This window comes from Nocardioides seonyuensis (assembly GCF_004683965.1).
Taxonomy (GTDB): Bacteria; Actinomycetota; Actinomycetes; order Propionibacteriales; family Nocardioidaceae; genus Nocardioides; species Nocardioides seonyuensis.
The window spans coordinates 2136638-2152612 of sequence record NZ_CP038436.1; the positions used below are offsets into that span (position 1 = coordinate 2136638).

The window sequence follows — 15975 nt, forward strand, 5'->3', positions numbered from 1 at the left end:
CCTCAGCGCCGCCGGACGCGCTGACGCGCGATCAGCGCCTCGTGCAGCCCGACCGTGCCGTGTTGAAGGGTCCAGGCTCCCTCGGAGTCGAGCGTCCAGCTGGTCGTGTCGGGGTCGAGGGCCAGGTCGAGCAGCTCGCCGATCTGGGCGATGACGTGCGGGTCGGAGGGCCGGACGAGCACCTCGACGCGCCGGTCGAGGTTGCGGTGCATGAGGTCGGCCGACCCGAGCCAGGCCTGCGGCTCGCCGCCGTTGTCGAACCAGAAGACGCGACTGTGTTCGAGGAAGCGTCCCAGGATCGAGCGCACCGAGATGTTCTCCGACAGGCCGGGGACCCCGGGCCGCAGGGCGCTGATGCCACGGATGAGCAGCTCGACCCGGACCCCGGCCTGGGAGGCGAGGTAGAGGGCGTCGATCACGGCCTCGTCGACCACGGAGTTGGCCTTGATGCGGATGCCGGAGGAGCGGCCGGCCCGGTGGTGCGCGATCTCCTGGTGTATCTGCGACACGAGTCCGCTGCGCACGTTGTCGGGGGCGACGAGGAGATGCTCGTAGGACGCGTTGCGGCTGATCCCCGACAGGTTGTTGAAGAGGTGGGCGACGTCCTCGCCGATGGCCGTGTCGGCGGTCAGCAGGCCGAGGTCCTCGTAGAGGCGGGCCGTCTTGGGGTTGTAGTTGCCGGTGCCGATGTGGGTGTAGCGCCGGATCCCGTCGGGTTCGTCGCGCACGACCATGGAGAGCTTGCAGTGGGTCTTGAGCCCCACCAGGCCGTAGACCACGTGGCAGCCGGCGTGCTCGAGCTTGCGCGCCCAGCGGATGTTGGCGCGTTCGTCGAAGCGGGCCTTGATCTCCACGATGACCAGCACCTGCTTGCCGGCCTCGGCCGCGTCGACGAGTGCGTCGATGATCGGGCTGTCACCGGAGGTGCGGTAGAGGGTCTGCTTGATCGCCAGGACGTGGGGATCCGCGGCTGCCTGCTCGAGGAACCGCTGGACGGACGTCGCGAAGGAGTCGTAGGGGTGGTGCAGCAGCACGTCGTGGCGTCGTACGGACTCGAAGACGTCGACCGGTGAGGCCGACTCGACCTCGGCCAGGGAGGGGTGGGTCGTGGGGAGGAAGGCGTCGTACTTGAGGTCGTCGCGGGGCAGGTCGGCCAGGGAGTGCAGGCCGGTGAGGTCGAGCGGTCCGCGCAGCGCGACCACCTCGTTGCGCGAGACGCCGAGCTCGGAGACCAGCAGCTCGAGGACCTTGGGGTCGATCGACTCCTCGACCTCGAGCCGGACCGCAGCGCCGAACTTGCGGCGGAGCAGCTCCTTCTCGAGCGCCTGGAGGAGGTTCTCGGCATCGTCCTCCTCGACCTCGAGGTCCTCGTTGCGGGTGACCCGGAACGTGTGAGCGCCGACGATCTCCATGCCGGGGAACAGCTTCTTGAGGTGCTCGCCGATGACGTCCTCCATCGGCACGAAGCGCTGGTCGCCGACTGGCACGAACCTGGCGAAGGTCTGTGGCACCTTGACCCGCGCGAAGTGCTCGGTGCCCTCCTTGGGGTGGCGTACGACGACCGCGAGGTTGAGCGACAGGCCCGAGATGTAGGGGAACGGGTGGGCGGGGTCGACGGCCAGGGGCGTGAGGACCGGGAACACCCGCTCCTTGAACAGCCGCTTGCAGGCCTTCTGCTCCTCCTTGTCGAGGTCGGCCCAGCGGACGATCTCGATGCCCTGGTCAGCGAGCGCCGGCACGATGTCGTCCTGGAAGACGGCGGCGTGGCGCTCCATCAGCTGGCGGGTGTCACCCCACAGCTCGTTGATCTGCTCGCGGGGGAGGAGCCCGCTGGCCGCGCGGACCGCGACCCCGGCGGCGATGCGTCGCTTGAGCCCGGCGACCCGGACCATGAAGAACTCGTCGAGGTTGCTGGCGAAGATCGCGAGGAAGCGCGCCCGCTCGAGCAGCGGCAGCGCGGGATCCTCGGCGAGCTCGAGCACCCGCTGGTTGAAGCGGAGCCAGGACAGCTCGCGGTCGATGAAACGGTCGGCGAACTGCTGGACGGCCGCGAGCTCTGCCATGTCGGGGACGTAGGGCGGCTCGACGTCGAACGTCTCGGAGGGGTGTGCGAACGCGTCCGGCGCGGGGCCGTCCTCCAGCGAGACGTGGAGCGCGCTGGGGAGGGTGCCGGTCATGCCCACCAGTCTGACACCGACAGGTGAACAGCGGGTGACCTCAGTAGACGAGCGCCTGGACGCCGTCCTGCAGGATCTCCTCGGCGAACACCGCGGCGCCGGCGATCGTGATGCCCTCACGCAGGTGATCGGGCTCGATGCCGCGACGGGCGGCGCACTGGGTGCACACCTGGACGCGACCGAGCTCGACGACGGTGGTGAGCAGGTCGGCCAGCGGCGTCGCGAGGTCGAGCCTGAACTCCTCCGCCCGCCCGGGTACGCCGTACCACGCGGCCTCTCCGGTCAGCCACAGCGAGACGTCGGCACCTGCCGCGGCCGCAGCGGCGGCGACCGTGAACGCCTGGTTGCAGCGCTCGGCGTCCTCGGAGCCGCAGGTGACCTTGACGACCAGCGATCGGGGCATGCGCCCACCCTAGGTGGCGTCATAGGGTTGGGCCCATGCCATTCGAGCTGCCGGACAACCTCCACCCCCACTGCGCTCCGGTGGCCTGGCTGCTCGGCACGTGGCGAGGCAACGGCCACGGCGACTACCCCACCATCGAGAAGTTCCAGTTCGGCCAGGAGCTGATCTTCACCCACGACGGCCGCCCGTTCTTCCACTACATGGCGCGTGCGTGGATCGTCGACGACGAGGGCGAGTTCGTGCGTGACGCCGCGATGGAGTCGGGGTTCCTGCGCTGCCCCGAGCCCGGCAAGGTCGAGCTCCTCCTCGCGCACAACATCGGCTTCTCCGAGATCTGGTACGGCCACGCCGAGGGCGGCAAGCTCGAGATGCACACCGCCGGCGTCGGGTTCACCGAGACCGCCAAGGAGGTCACCGGTGGCTCCCGGATGTACGGCAACGTCGAGGGCGACCTGCTCTACGCCTTCGACATGGCGGCCGTCGGGCAGGAGCTCCAGCCCCACCTGTGGGCCCGGCTCAAGCGGGCCTGATGCCCTCGGACCCCGGCGACCTCGGCGCTCGCCTGCGCGAGAGCGGCCTGCGGCTGACGCCGCAGCGCGAGCTGATCCTCCGGGCCGTGGAGGAGCTGGGCCACGCGACGCCCGACGAGGTGCTGGCGCAGGTCCGCACCCACGCGAGCTCGGTCAACGCCTCGACGGTCTACCGCACCCTGGAGGTCCTCGAAGAGCTCGGCCTGGTGCGGCACACCCACCTCTCCGACCGGGCGCCGACCTATCACTCCACCCGCGAGCCCGAGCACTTCCACGTCGTGTGCCGGCGCTGCGGTGTCGTACGCAGCGTGGATCCGGAGGTCGCCGCCCCGCTCGTCGAGGCGCTGGAGCGCGAGCACGGCTTCTCGCCCGACCTGGGGCACCTGGCGCTCTTCGGGGTGTGCTCTGCGTGCTCGTCGGAATCACCGGCTACCCAGTGACTGATCGGGTTATCGCCCTTTGCAACGGGCGATAACCCGGCGAACCACCGGGTAGCCGGTGATCGCGACGGACCGGCTGACGACGCGTCCGTAGACTCGTCGACATGGCCAGCCCCCTCCTGACGCTCCCCGGCGCTGTGGCCGGGGACGGCATCGACGCACCCGTCGCCGCGCACTACGGCTCGTTCAACTCCGAGCAGCGCACCCTTGTCGGGGGCGAGGGTTTCGTCGACCTCTCCCACCGCGACGTGCTGCGCATCGAGGGGCCCGAACGGCTCTCGTGGCTGCACAACCTGACCACCCAGTTCTTCCTCGATCTCACCCCCGGCACCTGGACCCAGGCGCTGGTGCTCAGCCCCCAGGGCCACGTCGAGCACGAGATGACCGGCGTCGACGACGGCGAGGCCTTCGTGGCCCACACCGAGCCTGGGCGTGGTGCGGCCTTGGTGGAGTGGCTGGAGCGGATGAAGTTCATGACCCGCGTCGAGGTCTCGTTGGTCGACGACGTCGCCGCGATGTGGCGTCCGTCGGGCCCCTCCTTCGTGCCGCGCGAGAAGCTCGCGGCATTCGCCGACGCGGCCGGCCCGGCCTGTGGGCTGTGGGCGTTCGAGGCGCTGCGCATAGAGCGCGGTGAACCCCGGCTGGGACTCGACACCGACCACCGCACGATCCCCAACGAGGTCGGCTGGATCGGGCCCGCGGTCCACCTCGAGAAGGGCTGCTACCGCGGCCAGGAGACGGTCGCGCGCGTCCACACCCTGGGGCGACCGCCGCGCCGCCTGGCCATGCTCCACCTCGACGGCACCGAGAACCGCCTCCCCGCCGTCGGCACCCCTCTCCTGCACGAGGGCCGCGAGTGCGGGTTCGTCGGGTCCTCGGCCCGCCACCACGAGCTCGGACCGATCGCGCTCGCCCTGGTCAAGCGCAACGTGCCGGTCGACGCGACCCTCATGGTCGCGGTCGCCGAGGGCGACCACATGCCTGCGGGCCAGGAGGTCGTGGTCGACCCCGAGGTCGGGCTGCACGTGCGGCCGCGGCTGCGCTGACGCCGTACCCGCTGCTGCGGATGCCCACGGCGACCCACCCTGGCGGCGTACGACATCGCTGACGGTGACCCTGGCGGCGTACGACATCGCTGACGGTGACCCTGGCGGCGTACGACATCGAAACAGGCCAGGCGGATGTCGTGCGCCGCCACCCTGCGGGAACGGGTGTCGTGTGCCGCCACCCTGAGGCAGACGGCGTGGAGAGGGCGAGGCGCGGAGCGGGCGAGGCTCAGGCGCGGCGGTACTGCACGTGCGTGTCGGTGTCGTGGTGGGTGAATCCCAGCCCGGAGTAGAGCCGGATCGCGGTGTCGTTGTCGGACTCGACATAGAGGATGACCTCGGAGAGGCCGAGCCCCCCGAGGTGCTGGAGCCCGGCGAGGGTCAGTGCGCGACCGAGGCCGCGGCCCTGCGCGGCCGGGTCGACGCCGACGACGTAGACCTCCCCGAGGGCGGCGTCGTGCCGCTTGGTCCAGTGGAAGCCGAGCAGCCTGGAGCCGTCGTCGGCCACCAGGAGCCCGGCGGGGTCGAACCAGGGCTCTGCCATCCGGCGGGCGAGGTTGGCACGGTCCATCGAGCCCTGCTCGGGGTGGTGGGCGAACGCCGCGGCGTTGACGCGCACCACCTCGCCTGCGTCGGAATCGCGGTAGGCCCGGATCTCCACGCCGTCGGCGACGACGTCGGGCAAGGACACCGAGGCGGGTCGGCGCATCACCCACAGGTCGCGCTCGCGCACCCACCCGAAGCGCTCGGCCAGCCTGGCGGCGGCGGGGTGGTTGCCGTGCGACCAGGCGCTGAGGGGTCCCTCGGGCGCGGCCGAGAGGAGCGCCGTGGCGGCTCCGTGGCCGCGGTGCGCGGGGTGCACCACCAGCGACAGCTCGCCGTCGTGGATGAACCGCAGGGCGGTGTCCGTCAGCTCGAGGTCACCGAGCCCGTCGTGGAGCGCGATCAGCGTGGCCTCGTCCAGCGGGGACGTGCCGTCGGCGCTGGTGGCGGCGTGGACGATCTGGTCGACGGCCGTGTCCATGGACCCGACCTTAACCACCCGCAGGAGCGGGGGAGGCCTCCTCGGACCCGGCGGGTTCGCGGGTGGGTACGACGAACCGGTAGCCGACGTTGCGGACGGTGCCGATGTGGTGCTCGTGGTCGGTGCCGAGCTTGGCCCGCAGCCGGCGCACGTGGACGTCGACGGTGCGGGTGCCTCCGAAGTAGTCGTAGCCCCACACCTCCTGCAGCAGCTGCTCGCGGCTGAAGACTCGGCCGGGGTGCTGGGCGAGGTACTTCAGGAGCTCGAACTCCTTGTAGGTGAGGTCGAGCGGTCGTCCGCCGATCTTGGCGGTGTAGGTGGCGTCGTCGACGACCACCTCGCCCCGCTGGATGACGTGGGCGCTCGTGTCGTCGTCCTGGGAGGCGGCGTTGCGGCCGATGGCGAGGCGGAGACGCGCGTCGAGCTCGGCGGGCCCGCAGGTGTGGAGCAGGACGTCGTCCATCCCCCAGTCGTGGGCGACGACGGCGAGACCGCCCTCGGTCACGATCAGCAGCACCGGCACGTCGGTGCCGGTGGTGCGCAGCAGCCGGCAGAGGTCGCGCACCTGGGCGAGCTCCTGCCGCCCGTCGACGATGATCGCGTCGGACGGGGGAGCCTCGAGCAGCGCGCTCCCGGTGGCCGGCAGGATGCGGACCGTGTGGGGGAGCAGCGCGAGGCCGGGAAGGACCTCGGCGGACGGCTGGAGGGCGCTGGTGAGCAGCAGCAGAGCGCTCATGTGTGTGCCCTCCTCTCCTGGCGGGGGATGAGGAAGGATATCGGGCATGAGCCGCGATCCGGGTGGAACTCCCGAGAGTGAGACTGTGACCGTGCGCTACTGGGCCTCTGCCCGTGCCGCGGCAGGGGTGGACGAGGACCACCTCGCGGTGGACGGACCGACCTCCCTCGCCGATGTCGTACGACGTGTGCTCGAGGCGCGCCCGAGCCCGCGGCTCGCCGACGTGCTCGGGGTCTGCTCGGTGCTGGTGGGGGACCGTCCGGTCGGGGGCAAGGACCGCGAGGCGGTGACGGTGCGCCCGGGGGACAGCATCGAGTTCCTTCCCCCCTTCGCCGGGGGCTGATTTTACCTATGTGATGATGTGGCCTCACGGGGTGACACGGGGTCGAGTCTGCAGCTGGTTTGGGCTGTGTCGGTTTGGGTCATCCTGCCGAGGACCACCCACATCCCAACAAGGGGGAACGAATGATCCGAGGATCATCGCGGCGCCACGTGCGTCGCTTCACCGCTGCGCTCGCGGGCACCGCAGTAGCGGCAGCCGCAGTCGGCATGGCCGCTCCGGCGCACGCAGCCGAGTCCGCTGTCGGGGGCGTCGTCGTCGACGGCGCCGGCAACCCGATGACCGGCGAGGTCGTCGTCCACCGCTACGACTCCTATGACGGCGTCTACGAGAAGTGGACCACCTTCGACCTCGACAACGGCGTCATCAGCGGCACGCTGTTCGACGGCACCTACAAGCTGGAGGTCGTCGGCGACGGTGGCTTCTCCGAGTTCTACGTGGACAAGGCCGACCTCGCGTCTGCCGACGTGGTGACCGTGGCCGACGGGGCGCCTGTCGGCCTCGCCCCCTGGGTCATCGAGCAGCCCTACGTGACGGCGACCGTCACGGACGCAGCGGGTCGCCCGCTCTCCGGCGCTGTCGTCGAGGCCTACGACGCGACGAACGTCGACGACCTGATCACCTCCGACGTCAGCGACGCGGACGGCAAGGTCGTCCTCCCCGTCCGTTCGGCCCCGGTGAAGCTCCACACGACGCCCCCCTACAGCTCGGCGGACGCCGACAGGCTCGCTGCCGAGTGGTTCAGCGACAAGGCCGACTTCGCCAGCGCGGACCCCGTCACCGGCACCCCCACGGGCACCCCGGTTCCCATCGCCCTCGGCGGTGGCGCAGCGATGACCGGCCAGGTCCTCAGCGACGCGGGCGCGCCGCTGGAGCAGGTCGAGGTCACGGCCTACAGCGACAGCGACAGCGCCACTGACTTCACCGACAAGAACGGTGTCTACGTCCTCAAGGGTCTCGACGCCGGCAACTACCGGGTCCAGTTCTCCGACGACCGGATCGACGAGTACGTCTCCGAGTACTGGAACAACGCCACCAACTACTCCGACGCCACAATGGTCCCCGTCGCGCCCGGCGCCTACGTGCCCGGCATCAACGCCAACCTGACGCCGCGCCCGGCCAAGCCGCTGGGATCTCTCGAGCTGAGCGGTGTGGTCACCGACGACACCGGCGCACCGGTCGTGGGTGCTCCCATGGAGGTCTGGACGAACCCGGCCGCTCCGTTCAAGAAGACCAACACCGAGGGCCAGGCGAGCTGGTCGAAGATCTACACCAACCGCGCTGGCATCTACGCCTTCGACGAGCTCGACTCGCTGTTGGGCAAGACGGTGAAGGTCCGCGCGAGCGTCCCGACCCCTGGTGACGAGGACGTGGAGTACCGCCTCTTCGGCCAGTGGTTCGGTCAGCACACCTCCTACGAGCAGGCCACGCCGGTGGGCATCTCGGCCGCTCCGGCTCGGGCCGACATCTCGCTGCCTCGCGCGGGCGGCATCTCGGGCTCCATCAAGGGAGCTGCGGGCAAGGGCATCCAGGGCACGGTCTCCCTGCTCTCCAAGGACGGCGAGATCGTGACCAGCGCCTCGACCGAGATGGATGACACCTTCGACGCACGCTGGGTCTACCCCGGCACCTACAAGGTGCGGTTCTCCGACTGGACCGGCAACCACGCCCCCGAGTGGTGGAAGAACTCCACGTTCGACGACGCCAAGACGATCACCGTCAAGTCCGGCCAGAACGTGACCGGCCTCGACGCTGTCCTCGAGGCAGCCCTGTCAGCCACGGAGCGGCCGTTCATCGACGGCTATCCCTGGGTCGGCAAGTCCATCGAGGTCGACCCCGGTGAGTGGAACTACCAGAGCAGCACGCAGTTCACCTACGAGTGGCTGATCGGCAGCACTGTCGTCGGCACGGGCAAGTCCTTCGAGCCGACCAAGAAGCAGATCGGCGACAAGCTCTCGGTCCGGGTCCTCGCCGAGAACGGCAAGCTCGTCGGCACGGCGACCACCGCCAAGTCCGAGAAGATCGGCTACAAGTCCAAGATCAAGGCCAAGATCCGCGGCGACCGCGCCTCGATCACGATCAAGGCCCAGAGGATCAAGGGCAAGAAGGTCAAGGGCAAGCTCACGGTCAAGGAGATCGTCCGGGTCAAGGACGACGGCACGATCAAGTACAAGAAGATCGGCAAGACCAAGATCAAGAAGGGCAAGGGCACCGTCTCGCTCAAGAAGCTCAAGAAGGGGAAGCACAAGATCGTCTTCTTCTTCCAGGGCAAGGGCAAGGTGGGCTCGAGCGAGCTGACCAAGACGGTCAAGACCAAGCGCTGAGCGCTTGATCTGATCCAGCACCGCCTGATCGCGGACGGGGCCCCGGCATCTCGCCGGGGCCCCGTTCTCGTCCGGAACAAACTCGACCCGTGCCGATGTTGGACCCACCATGTCCACCGGAGTCGTCGTGCTCGCCCTCGCCGTCAGCCTGGCGCTGGGCGTCGGCCTGTGGCGCGCCGCCACGGACGGACGGTTCCGCAAGCGTCACGGAGCAACCAGCGCCACCGCAGCGAGTACGACGACCGCGAGCGCGGCGGCTGCCACGTCGCCCGCCGCCGAGCTTGTCGACCAGCTCGGCGCGAGCCTGGGCGAGCGGGCCACCCTCCTGCAGTTCTCCAGCGCGTTCTGCGCCCCGTGCCGCGCCACGCGCACCGTGCTCACCGACGTGTCCGGGCTCGTCGAGGGAGTCACGCACGTCGAGGTCGATGCCGAGGAGCACCTGGCTGCGACTCGAGCCCTGGGCATCCTGCGCACGCCCACGACCCTCGTGCTCGACGCCTCGGGCATGGAGGTCACCCGCGCCGGCGGGGCGCCGACGCGGGACCAGGTGCTGGCCGCGATCGCCCGGGTCGGAACCCAGGCATGATCTGCGTCTCACCATTCGGTCATACTGTTCACATGGTGAGATCTGGCCAGAAGGGCGCCTCAGCCCGCCCTACAGTTCTGGGCATGTCCTCGACCATGCTGACCAAGCGCCGCGCAGTGGATCACTGCCGCACGCGCTCGGCGCTGTGTCGAATGTCCTGACGGGTCACCGCCCGGTCAGGTCCTCAGTCGTGCTCGCCTAGTCGGCGGCACGCTGTCCTGCGCGGTGGCCCGTGCCCTCACCGGCCGATCACCCCCATCCATCGCAGGAGAGACATGTCCACGACCACCACCGGTTCGCCCGCCTCCCAGGCACCGGCTTCCACCTGGGGCGCCCGCCCTGACGGCGCGCTCGACCCGCGGGCTCCGCAGTTCGCCGCCGCCCTGACCGTCGTCGTCCTGGCCGGTGTGCTGCTGCTCCCCACGCCGTGGGCCACCGGCCTGCTCGCGGTGCAGGCGGCCATCTTCGGCCTCGGCGCCGGCCTGGGTGTCCAGGCGACGCCCTACGCGTGGCTGTTCCGCACGCTGGTGAGGCCCCGCCTCGCACCCACCAGCGAGTGGGAGGCGCCCGAGCCGCCCCGCTTCGCGCAGGGTGTCGGGCTGGGCTTCGCGCTGGTCGGCCTCGTCGGCTTTGTCCTGGGTGCGCCCCTGCTCGCCCAGGTCGCCGTCGGTGCCGCACTCACGGCCGCCCTGCTCAACGCGCTCTTCCGCTTCTGCCTCGGGTGCGAGGTCTACCTCCTCGCCCGCCAGTACGCCTTCCACTGATCACCACAGACCACCCACACCAAGGAGAAACCACCATGAGCCGCGAGAACTCGCTCGTCACCGCCCAGTGGGTCGAGGACAACCTCGACACCGACGGCATCGTCCTCATCGAGGTCGACGAGGACACCACCGCCTACGACAAGGGCCACATCCGGGGCGCCATCAAGCTCGACTGGACCACCGACCTCCAGGACCAGGTCCGCCGCGACTTCGTCAACAAGCAGCAGTTCGAGCAGCTGCTCTCCGAGCGCGGTGTCAGCAACGACGACACCGTCGTCCTCTACGGCGGCAACAACAACTGGTTCGCCGCCTACGCCTACTGGTACTTCAAGCTCTACGGCCACTCCGACGTCAAGCTCCTCGACGGCGGCCGCAAGAAGTGGGAGCTCGACTCGCGCGAGCTGACCGACGAGCTGCCGACGCGTGCCGCGACGTCGTACACCGCGCAGGAGCAGGACCACTCGATCCGTGCCTTCCGCGACGAGGTCGTGGAGGCGATCGGCGCGCAGAACCTCGTCGACGTCCGCAGCCCCGACGAGTACGCCGGCCGCCTCCTCGCCCCGGCCCACCTCCCGCAGGAGCAGGCCCAGCGCGCCGGGCACGTCCCGACCTCGATCAACGTCCCGTGGAGCAAGGCGGCCAACGACGACGGCACCTTCCGCTCCGACGACGAGCTGCGCCAGATCTACGGCGACGCCGGCCTGCAGGACGGCAAGGACACCATCGCCCTGTGCCGCATCGGTGAGCGCTCCTCGCACACCTGGTTCGTGCTCAAGGAGCTCCTCGGCCACGACAACGTCAAGAACTACGACGGCTCCTGGACCGAGTACGGCTCCCTCGTCGGCGTCCCCGTCGCGCTCGGCGACGAGCCCGGGGAGGCCTGACATGTGCGGAGCAACCGAGGGCGGGCTCCCGCTCGACGGCGTCAACGTCGCGAAGGAGGCCGTGATCCAGGGCCAGGTCCTGCGCGGCGGCGAGCCGGTCGCGTCGGCCTACGTCCGTCTGCTCGACCGGTCGGGTGAGTTCACCGCCGAGGTGCCCACCTCGGCCACCGGCCACTTCCGCTTCTTCGCCGGCGACGGCGAGTGGACGCTGCGGACCCTGGCGCCCAAGTCCGACCCCATCGACATCGCCGTGGTGGCGTCGGTGGGCTCGGTGGCCGAGGTCCAGATCGCGGTCTGAGCCCAGGACAACAACGCCACAGCGCCGGGTCGTTGACCCGGCGCTGTGGCGTTTCTGCGTCGTGGGTGGACCGGCTCCGCGTCGGTCAGCGCTTGCGTCGGCCGCCGCGGGGGGCGTGGTCGCCGGACCCTGCGGCGGCGGCTTCCTGGACGTAGGCGTCGGGCGCGTAGCCGTAGGCGGCGAAGTTGCCGGAGCCGACGTTGCGGCGAGAGACGCGGTTGAGGATCACGCCGAGCGGCCGCGCGTGGACGGCGAGGAGCGAGTCGATCGCCGTCATCAGGTCGGTGTCGAGGGTCCGGCCGGCCGAGACCGTGACCAGCGCGCCGTCGGTGCTGTGGGCCAGGATGGCCGCGTCGGTGACGGGCAGGAGCGGGGGCGCGTCGAGGATGACCATGCCGTGCTTGGACAGCTCGTTCACGACAGCCTTCATCGTCTTGGAGCCCAGGATCTCGCTCGGGTTGGGCGGCCGGCTGCCCGAGGTGAGGATCATCAGGCGGTCGATCGTCGGGTGCAGCTGGATCGCGTCGGCCAGGTTGAGACGGTGCGTCAGCACGTCGGTGAGCCCGACGGCGTCGTCGAGCTTGAGGAGCGGCGCCACGTTGGGGCGGCGCAGGTCGGCGTCGATGAGCGTGACGTGCTGGCCCGACAGCGCGATGGCGGCGGCGAGGTTGGCGGCCATGGTGGACTTGCCGTCACCCTGCTTGGGGCTGGTGACGACGATGGCGCGCGGCGGGTTGTCGACGTCCATGAACGACAGGTTGGTGCGGACCCTGCGCAGCGCCTCGGCCGCGATCGCCTCGATGCTGACGCCGGTCTCGGTCACGAAGATCCCTGCCTCGGGGATCTCCGGGATGGTGCCGACCACGGCGACGTCGGACCAGCGCTCGACGTCCTCGGCCGTGCGGACCTTGCGGTCCAGGACGTTGCGAGCCATGGCGTAGCCCGCGCCGAGGAGGGCGCCGAGGATCGCGCCGAACAGGATGTTGCGGGGGACGTTCGGCGCGATGGGCCGGGTCGGGAGCTGGGCCGACTCGGAGACCTCGATCCGCATCGCACCCTCGCCGGGCGGCTCGATCTCTGCCACCCGCTCGGCCAGGGCACGGACCCAGGCGTCCGCGAGCGCCTGGGCGCCCTTGGCGGTGGCGGCCCTCGCCGTGATCGAGATGATGACGGTGTCGGGGGTCTGCGAGGCGGAGATGTTGGAGACCAGGGACTCCGGGGTGGTCTCGAGGCCGAGGTCGTCGATCACCAGCGAGGCGGTCTTGCGGTCCTTGGCGAGGACGACGTAGGACGCGGCACGCGACTTGGAGAGCGAGTCGTTCATCGTCCCCAGGCCGGGTTGGTCGGTCTCACCGGCGGTCACGAAGCCGGAGGAGCTGGCGGAGTAGACCTTGGTCTGCAGCGCGCTCCACACGAATGCCAGCACGGCCATCGCCACCACGCACGCTGCGACCACGCGCCAGTGGTTGCGCAGGATGCGCAGGTAGTCGGCGAGCTGCATGTGGGTCCCCTCGGCGTGTAACTGGATGTCAGCGGTGTGGAGTCTAGGTCGCTCGACGCGATCCTGACCCACGTGTCCGTGAAGTGTGTCTCAGTCGCTCGACCGCTGCGCGTCCCCACAGACGACCCACCTCCGCAGAGCGCCTGCCCAGCGCCCGCGGCACCGCGACGGCCGCACGGGGCGTGGGATCGGCGCTGACGTCGCTGACCGGAATGGCCAGGAGCCACAGCTCACGCCAGAAGTCGCCCGGCCGCCCTCCGGCACGCGCGATGGCTTGCAGGGTGGCGGCGAGCGCGGCCCCCGGGAGCCGCCGCGTCAGGTCGAAGCCGGCCATGCGCGACTGGCGGGCCTCCACCGCCGGCACCAGGGCGCGGGCGAGGTCGGCGGCACGGGCGACCACCTCGGGCGCCCCCGTGGGAGTGCCCAGCAGGTGGGCCGCGATGCCGATGCTGAGGAGCTGGTCCTGGCGCAGTGGCCGGTCGGCGCTGCGCCAGGCGTCGGGGTCGGACATGAGCCGGCGGATGTCGAGGACGCTGCGCAAGGAGGACCAGTGGTCCTTGGCGGCGTGGGTGGCCGAGTGGGTGAGGGCGTCGTACGACGAGAACGTCGGGACGTCGCGACCGCCGACCGGGACCATGGCGCGCCGGCCCCAGAGGGTGTCGAAGGACGGGAAGGCCGACCGCACGGGGCCGAGGTGCCAGTGCAGGTCGACGCTGCTCGTCCCGCGCGCCAGCGGCACTTCGTAGTAGTGGCGGACGAGGTGGCGCCATGCCCACGAGTCGCCGGGCCGGGCGAATCCCTCGACGGGCACCCACCCGAGGGAGATGAGGGTGTCGTGGGCACGGGACAGGTCCTCCGGGTCGACCAGCAGGTCGTGGTCACCACGCCCCCGCGCCCGGAAGTCGCCGTGGGCCTGCGCCGCGAGGGCCAGCCCCTTGAACGTCAGCGCCCGGACCCCGACCTCGTGCAGGGCGGAGAGGATCTCGTGGAGCTCCTCGGCCTGGTCCTCGATGGCCACTCGCTCGGAGGCGCAGTCGGCGCTGACCTGCGCCGCCACCGCCGGCGGGAGGTCGAACCGGTCGAGGGAGCGCGCAACGGTCTCCGTGAGGCGGTGTCGCCGCATGGCACCGACGAACTGGCCGCTCATCGCGTCGGGCAGTCGCCACGGGGTCGGGTCGTCGGACACGAGGTGCCTCATCGCCTGGCGGAGGGTCTCGACGCTCGCCGCGGTGAATGCCTCGTGGGCGACGCCGCTGCCGTCCTGGAGGACCCGGTGGGCGACGAGGTCGAGCACCTGGAGGCGCGTCGCCTCCGTCGCGTCCGTCGGCGGGGCCGGCTCGCCGAACTCTGCGACCACGGCACTCGTGATGTCCTCGAGGGTGGTCGTCGCCTCGGCAGGCGTCGCGTCGAAGATGACGGTGGCCATCTCGGAGAGCACGAGCACCTGGTCGTTGACGAAGACAGCCGTTCGGCCGCCCTCGGAGAACACGTCCCGGACGAACCCGCGGCGCACCCTCATGTGGCTGCTCCGGCGAGGCACTCCCGCACGACGCCGGCGAGGGTGGCGGGATCGCCGAACGTGACGAGCCGCGCGCCACCGGCTCGTCGTACGACATCGGCGAGACGTTGGAGCGGCTCGGCGAGGTAGTGGAGTCCCGAGGCCGCATCGGCCAGCGCGGCCAGGGCGTCGATGGTCTCGAGGGGCTCGAGCCGTGGCTCGCCGCAGTGGCCAGGGTCGTGCTGCAGGACGAGCAGGGCCGCGAGCGGGCAGGCGCTGTCACTGGCCGGCTGGAGGCCGAGCGCGCTGGGTGCGGCCAGGTCCTCGGCGCGCCCGGTGCTCGCAGGGACCGGGTCGAGGGCGGGCAGGACGAGGCCGTCGGCGGTGATGCCGGTCGTGGCGGAGGCCAGGTGTGCGAGGCCGTCGCCGAACGCCGTCGCGGACACGGTGCGGTTGCCGCGGAGCTCGACGAGCACCGCCGCGGCGCGGGTCGCGGGATCCACGACGGCGACGGCGTCGAGCATCACCAGCTCGCCCGAACGCGCGGCCATCGCGGTCCTCATCACCGTCGTCGACAGGGCATGGACAGCCTGGCGGACGGTCAGGGCGACGACGTCGGCCTGGCCGCGCTCGCCGACGGCGACGGTCAGGACCGGCGCCACGGGGAGCGGCCCGGACGCGCTGGCCTCACCCGTCAGCGCGTCGCGCCAGGCATCGCGGACCGCGCTCGCGAGGTCTTCCCCGGCCACGGCGAGCGGCACCACCACGCCGAGTGTCTCGACGTGCAGGAGGGTGACGGGGGCGCCTGGCACGCGGGCAGCATAGGGGAGATCGCAGCCCCCACCACCGGGTCTCGGCTGGGGGTGGGTCTGTCACACTTCCGCCGTGCCCGACCGTCTTCGCAGCCGTCACGCGGCCGCGCTGGGCGCCTACCTGCTGTTCCTGGCGTTCGTGCTCGGCCAGCGTGACGCGAGCCTTGCCGCCTGGGTGATCCGCCAGACCGGCCGGGTGGTCCGACTGCTAGGGCCTGACTGGCTGGGCACCCCGGTCCGCGTGGAGTTCCTCCTCAATGTGGCGATGATCGTGCCGGCCGCGTTCCTGGTGGCGATGCTCTTCCCACGCCACCCGTGGGCCAACTGGGTGGTCTACGGGTTCGTGGCCGCCGGCCTCGTCGAGGGGTTCCAGGGGCTCTTCAGGCCGCTGCGCTCGGCCCAGTTCGTCGACGTGGTCGCCAACACGACCGGTGTGCTCCTCGGCGTCATCCTGGCGCTGGTGGTGCTGCGCCGGACCGCGGACAGCGAGGAATCTCGCCCGCCGATGTGACGTGTAACTCTGTTTCAACGGAATTGCAACTGTGCGTTCACATGGTGACCCTCCTCTATCCATGCTAGGCAAAATCTGCTCTGATCCTGTGTCAGGTCGGT

Annotated in this window: 17 protein-coding genes; 10 read left to right on the top strand and 7 right to left on the bottom strand. The window is 70.6% G+C overall.

Annotated elements, in window-relative coordinates:
- Positions 1 to 2 precede the first annotated feature (2 nt).
- A complete protein-coding gene (locus EXE58_RS10405) occupies positions 3 to 2063 on the bottom strand; it encodes an RNA degradosome polyphosphate kinase (protein ID WP_208544257.1) in 2061 nt (686 codons plus the stop codon).
- A gap of 154 nt (positions 2064 to 2217) precedes the next feature.
- Positions 2218 to 2580, bottom strand: a complete 363-nt coding sequence (locus EXE58_RS10410; protein ID WP_135267819.1) for a DsrE family protein — start codon at positions 2578 to 2580, stop codon at positions 2218 to 2220.
- Between the two features lie 35 nt (positions 2581 to 2615).
- Here EXE58_RS10410 and EXE58_RS10415 point away from each other — a divergent pair, with 35 nt between their 5' ends.
- From EXE58_RS10415 to ygfZ, 3 genes are all read left to right on the top strand, one after another.
- Positions 2616 to 3110: a heme-binding beta-barrel domain-containing protein gene (locus EXE58_RS10415; RefSeq protein ID WP_135267820.1), complete on the top strand. Its 495-nt coding sequence runs from the start codon at positions 2616 to 2618 to the stop codon at positions 3108 to 3110.
- Positions 3110 to 3550: a Fur family transcriptional regulator gene (locus EXE58_RS10420; RefSeq protein ID WP_135267821.1), complete on the top strand. Its 441-nt coding sequence runs from the start codon at positions 3110 to 3112 to the stop codon at positions 3548 to 3550. The genes EXE58_RS10415 and EXE58_RS10420 overlap by 1 nt, the downstream gene beginning before the upstream one ends.
- A 104-nt stretch (positions 3551 to 3654) precedes the next feature.
- Positions 3655 to 4596 carry a CAF17-like 4Fe-4S cluster assembly/insertion protein YgfZ gene (ygfZ, locus tag EXE58_RS10425; protein ID WP_135267822.1) on the top strand — a complete coding sequence of 314 codons (942 nt, stop codon included), beginning with the start codon at positions 3655 to 3657 and terminating at the stop codon, positions 4594 to 4596.
- A 229-nt stretch (positions 4597 to 4825) separates the two neighbouring features.
- Here ygfZ and mshD read toward each other — a convergent pair whose 3' ends face one another.
- Positions 4826 to 5620 carry a mycothiol synthase gene (gene mshD, locus EXE58_RS10430; protein ID WP_135267823.1) on the bottom strand — a complete coding sequence of 265 codons (795 nt, stop codon included), beginning with the start codon at positions 5618 to 5620 and terminating at the stop codon, positions 4826 to 4828.
- A gap of 10 nt (positions 5621 to 5630) precedes the next feature.
- Positions 5631 to 6356 carry a winged helix-turn-helix transcriptional regulator gene (locus EXE58_RS10435; protein ID WP_135267824.1) on the bottom strand — a complete coding sequence of 242 codons (726 nt, stop codon included), beginning with the start codon at positions 6354 to 6356 and terminating at the stop codon, positions 5631 to 5633.
- Positions 6357 to 6402: 46 nt separating this feature from the next.
- Here EXE58_RS10435 and EXE58_RS10440 point away from each other — a divergent pair, with 46 nt between their 5' ends.
- From EXE58_RS10440 to EXE58_RS10465, 6 genes are all read left to right on the top strand, one after another.
- Positions 6403 to 6699, top strand: coding sequence for a MoaD/ThiS family protein (locus EXE58_RS10440; RefSeq protein WP_135267825.1), 297 nt, complete (start codon positions 6403 to 6405; stop codon positions 6697 to 6699).
- Positions 6700 to 6848: 149 nt separating this feature from the next.
- Positions 6849 to 9020 carry a carboxypeptidase regulatory-like domain-containing protein gene (locus tag EXE58_RS10445; RefSeq protein WP_135267826.1) on the top strand — a complete coding sequence of 724 codons (2172 nt, stop codon included), beginning with the start codon at positions 6849 to 6851 and terminating at the stop codon, positions 9018 to 9020.
- 109 nt (positions 9021 to 9129) lie between these two features.
- Positions 9130 to 9606: a TlpA family protein disulfide reductase gene (locus EXE58_RS10450; RefSeq protein WP_135267827.1), complete on the top strand. Its 477-nt coding sequence runs from the start codon at positions 9130 to 9132 to the stop codon at positions 9604 to 9606.
- Between the two features lie 275 nt (positions 9607 to 9881).
- Positions 9882 to 10370: a DUF4395 domain-containing protein gene (locus tag EXE58_RS10455; RefSeq protein WP_135267828.1), complete on the top strand. Its 489-nt coding sequence runs from the start codon at positions 9882 to 9884 to the stop codon at positions 10368 to 10370.
- Positions 10371 to 10405: 35 nt separating this feature from the next.
- Entirely contained in the window at positions 10406 to 11254 is an 849-nt protein-coding gene (locus EXE58_RS10460) for a sulfurtransferase (protein WP_135267829.1), read from the top strand.
- Position 11255: 1 nt separating this feature from the next.
- Positions 11256 to 11552, top strand: a complete 297-nt coding sequence (locus EXE58_RS10465; protein WP_135267830.1) for a DUF1416 domain-containing protein — start codon at positions 11256 to 11258, stop codon at positions 11550 to 11552.
- Positions 11553 to 11637: 85 nt separating this feature from the next.
- Here the strand turns inward: EXE58_RS10465 and EXE58_RS10470 are convergent, their stop codons facing one another.
- From EXE58_RS10470 to EXE58_RS10480, 3 genes are read right to left on the bottom strand one after another with little or no spacing between them, the layout of a single operon-like run.
- Positions 11638 to 13053 (bottom strand): tyrosine-protein kinase domain-containing protein, encoded by a 1416-nt coding sequence (locus EXE58_RS10470; protein WP_135267831.1) that lies wholly within the window; start codon positions 13051 to 13053, stop codon positions 11638 to 11640.
- A gap of 43 nt (positions 13054 to 13096) precedes the next feature.
- Positions 13097 to 14572, bottom strand: coding sequence for a nucleotidyltransferase domain-containing protein (locus EXE58_RS10475; protein WP_135267832.1), 1476 nt, complete (start codon positions 14570 to 14572; stop codon positions 13097 to 13099).
- On the bottom strand, positions 14569 to 15363 hold the full coding sequence (locus EXE58_RS10480; RefSeq protein WP_135267833.1) for a hypothetical protein: 795 nt from the start codon (positions 15361 to 15363) through the stop codon (positions 14569 to 14571). The genes EXE58_RS10475 and EXE58_RS10480 overlap by 4 nt, the downstream gene beginning before the upstream one ends.
- Before the next feature lie 73 nt (positions 15364 to 15436).
- On the opposite strand from EXE58_RS10480, the gene EXE58_RS10485 reads away from it, so the two are divergent.
- Positions 15437 to 15874 (top strand): VanZ family protein, encoded by a 438-nt coding sequence (locus tag EXE58_RS10485; RefSeq protein ID WP_135267834.1) that lies wholly within the window; start codon positions 15437 to 15439, stop codon positions 15872 to 15874.
- The last annotated feature ends 101 nt before the right edge of the window (positions 15875 to 15975 follow it).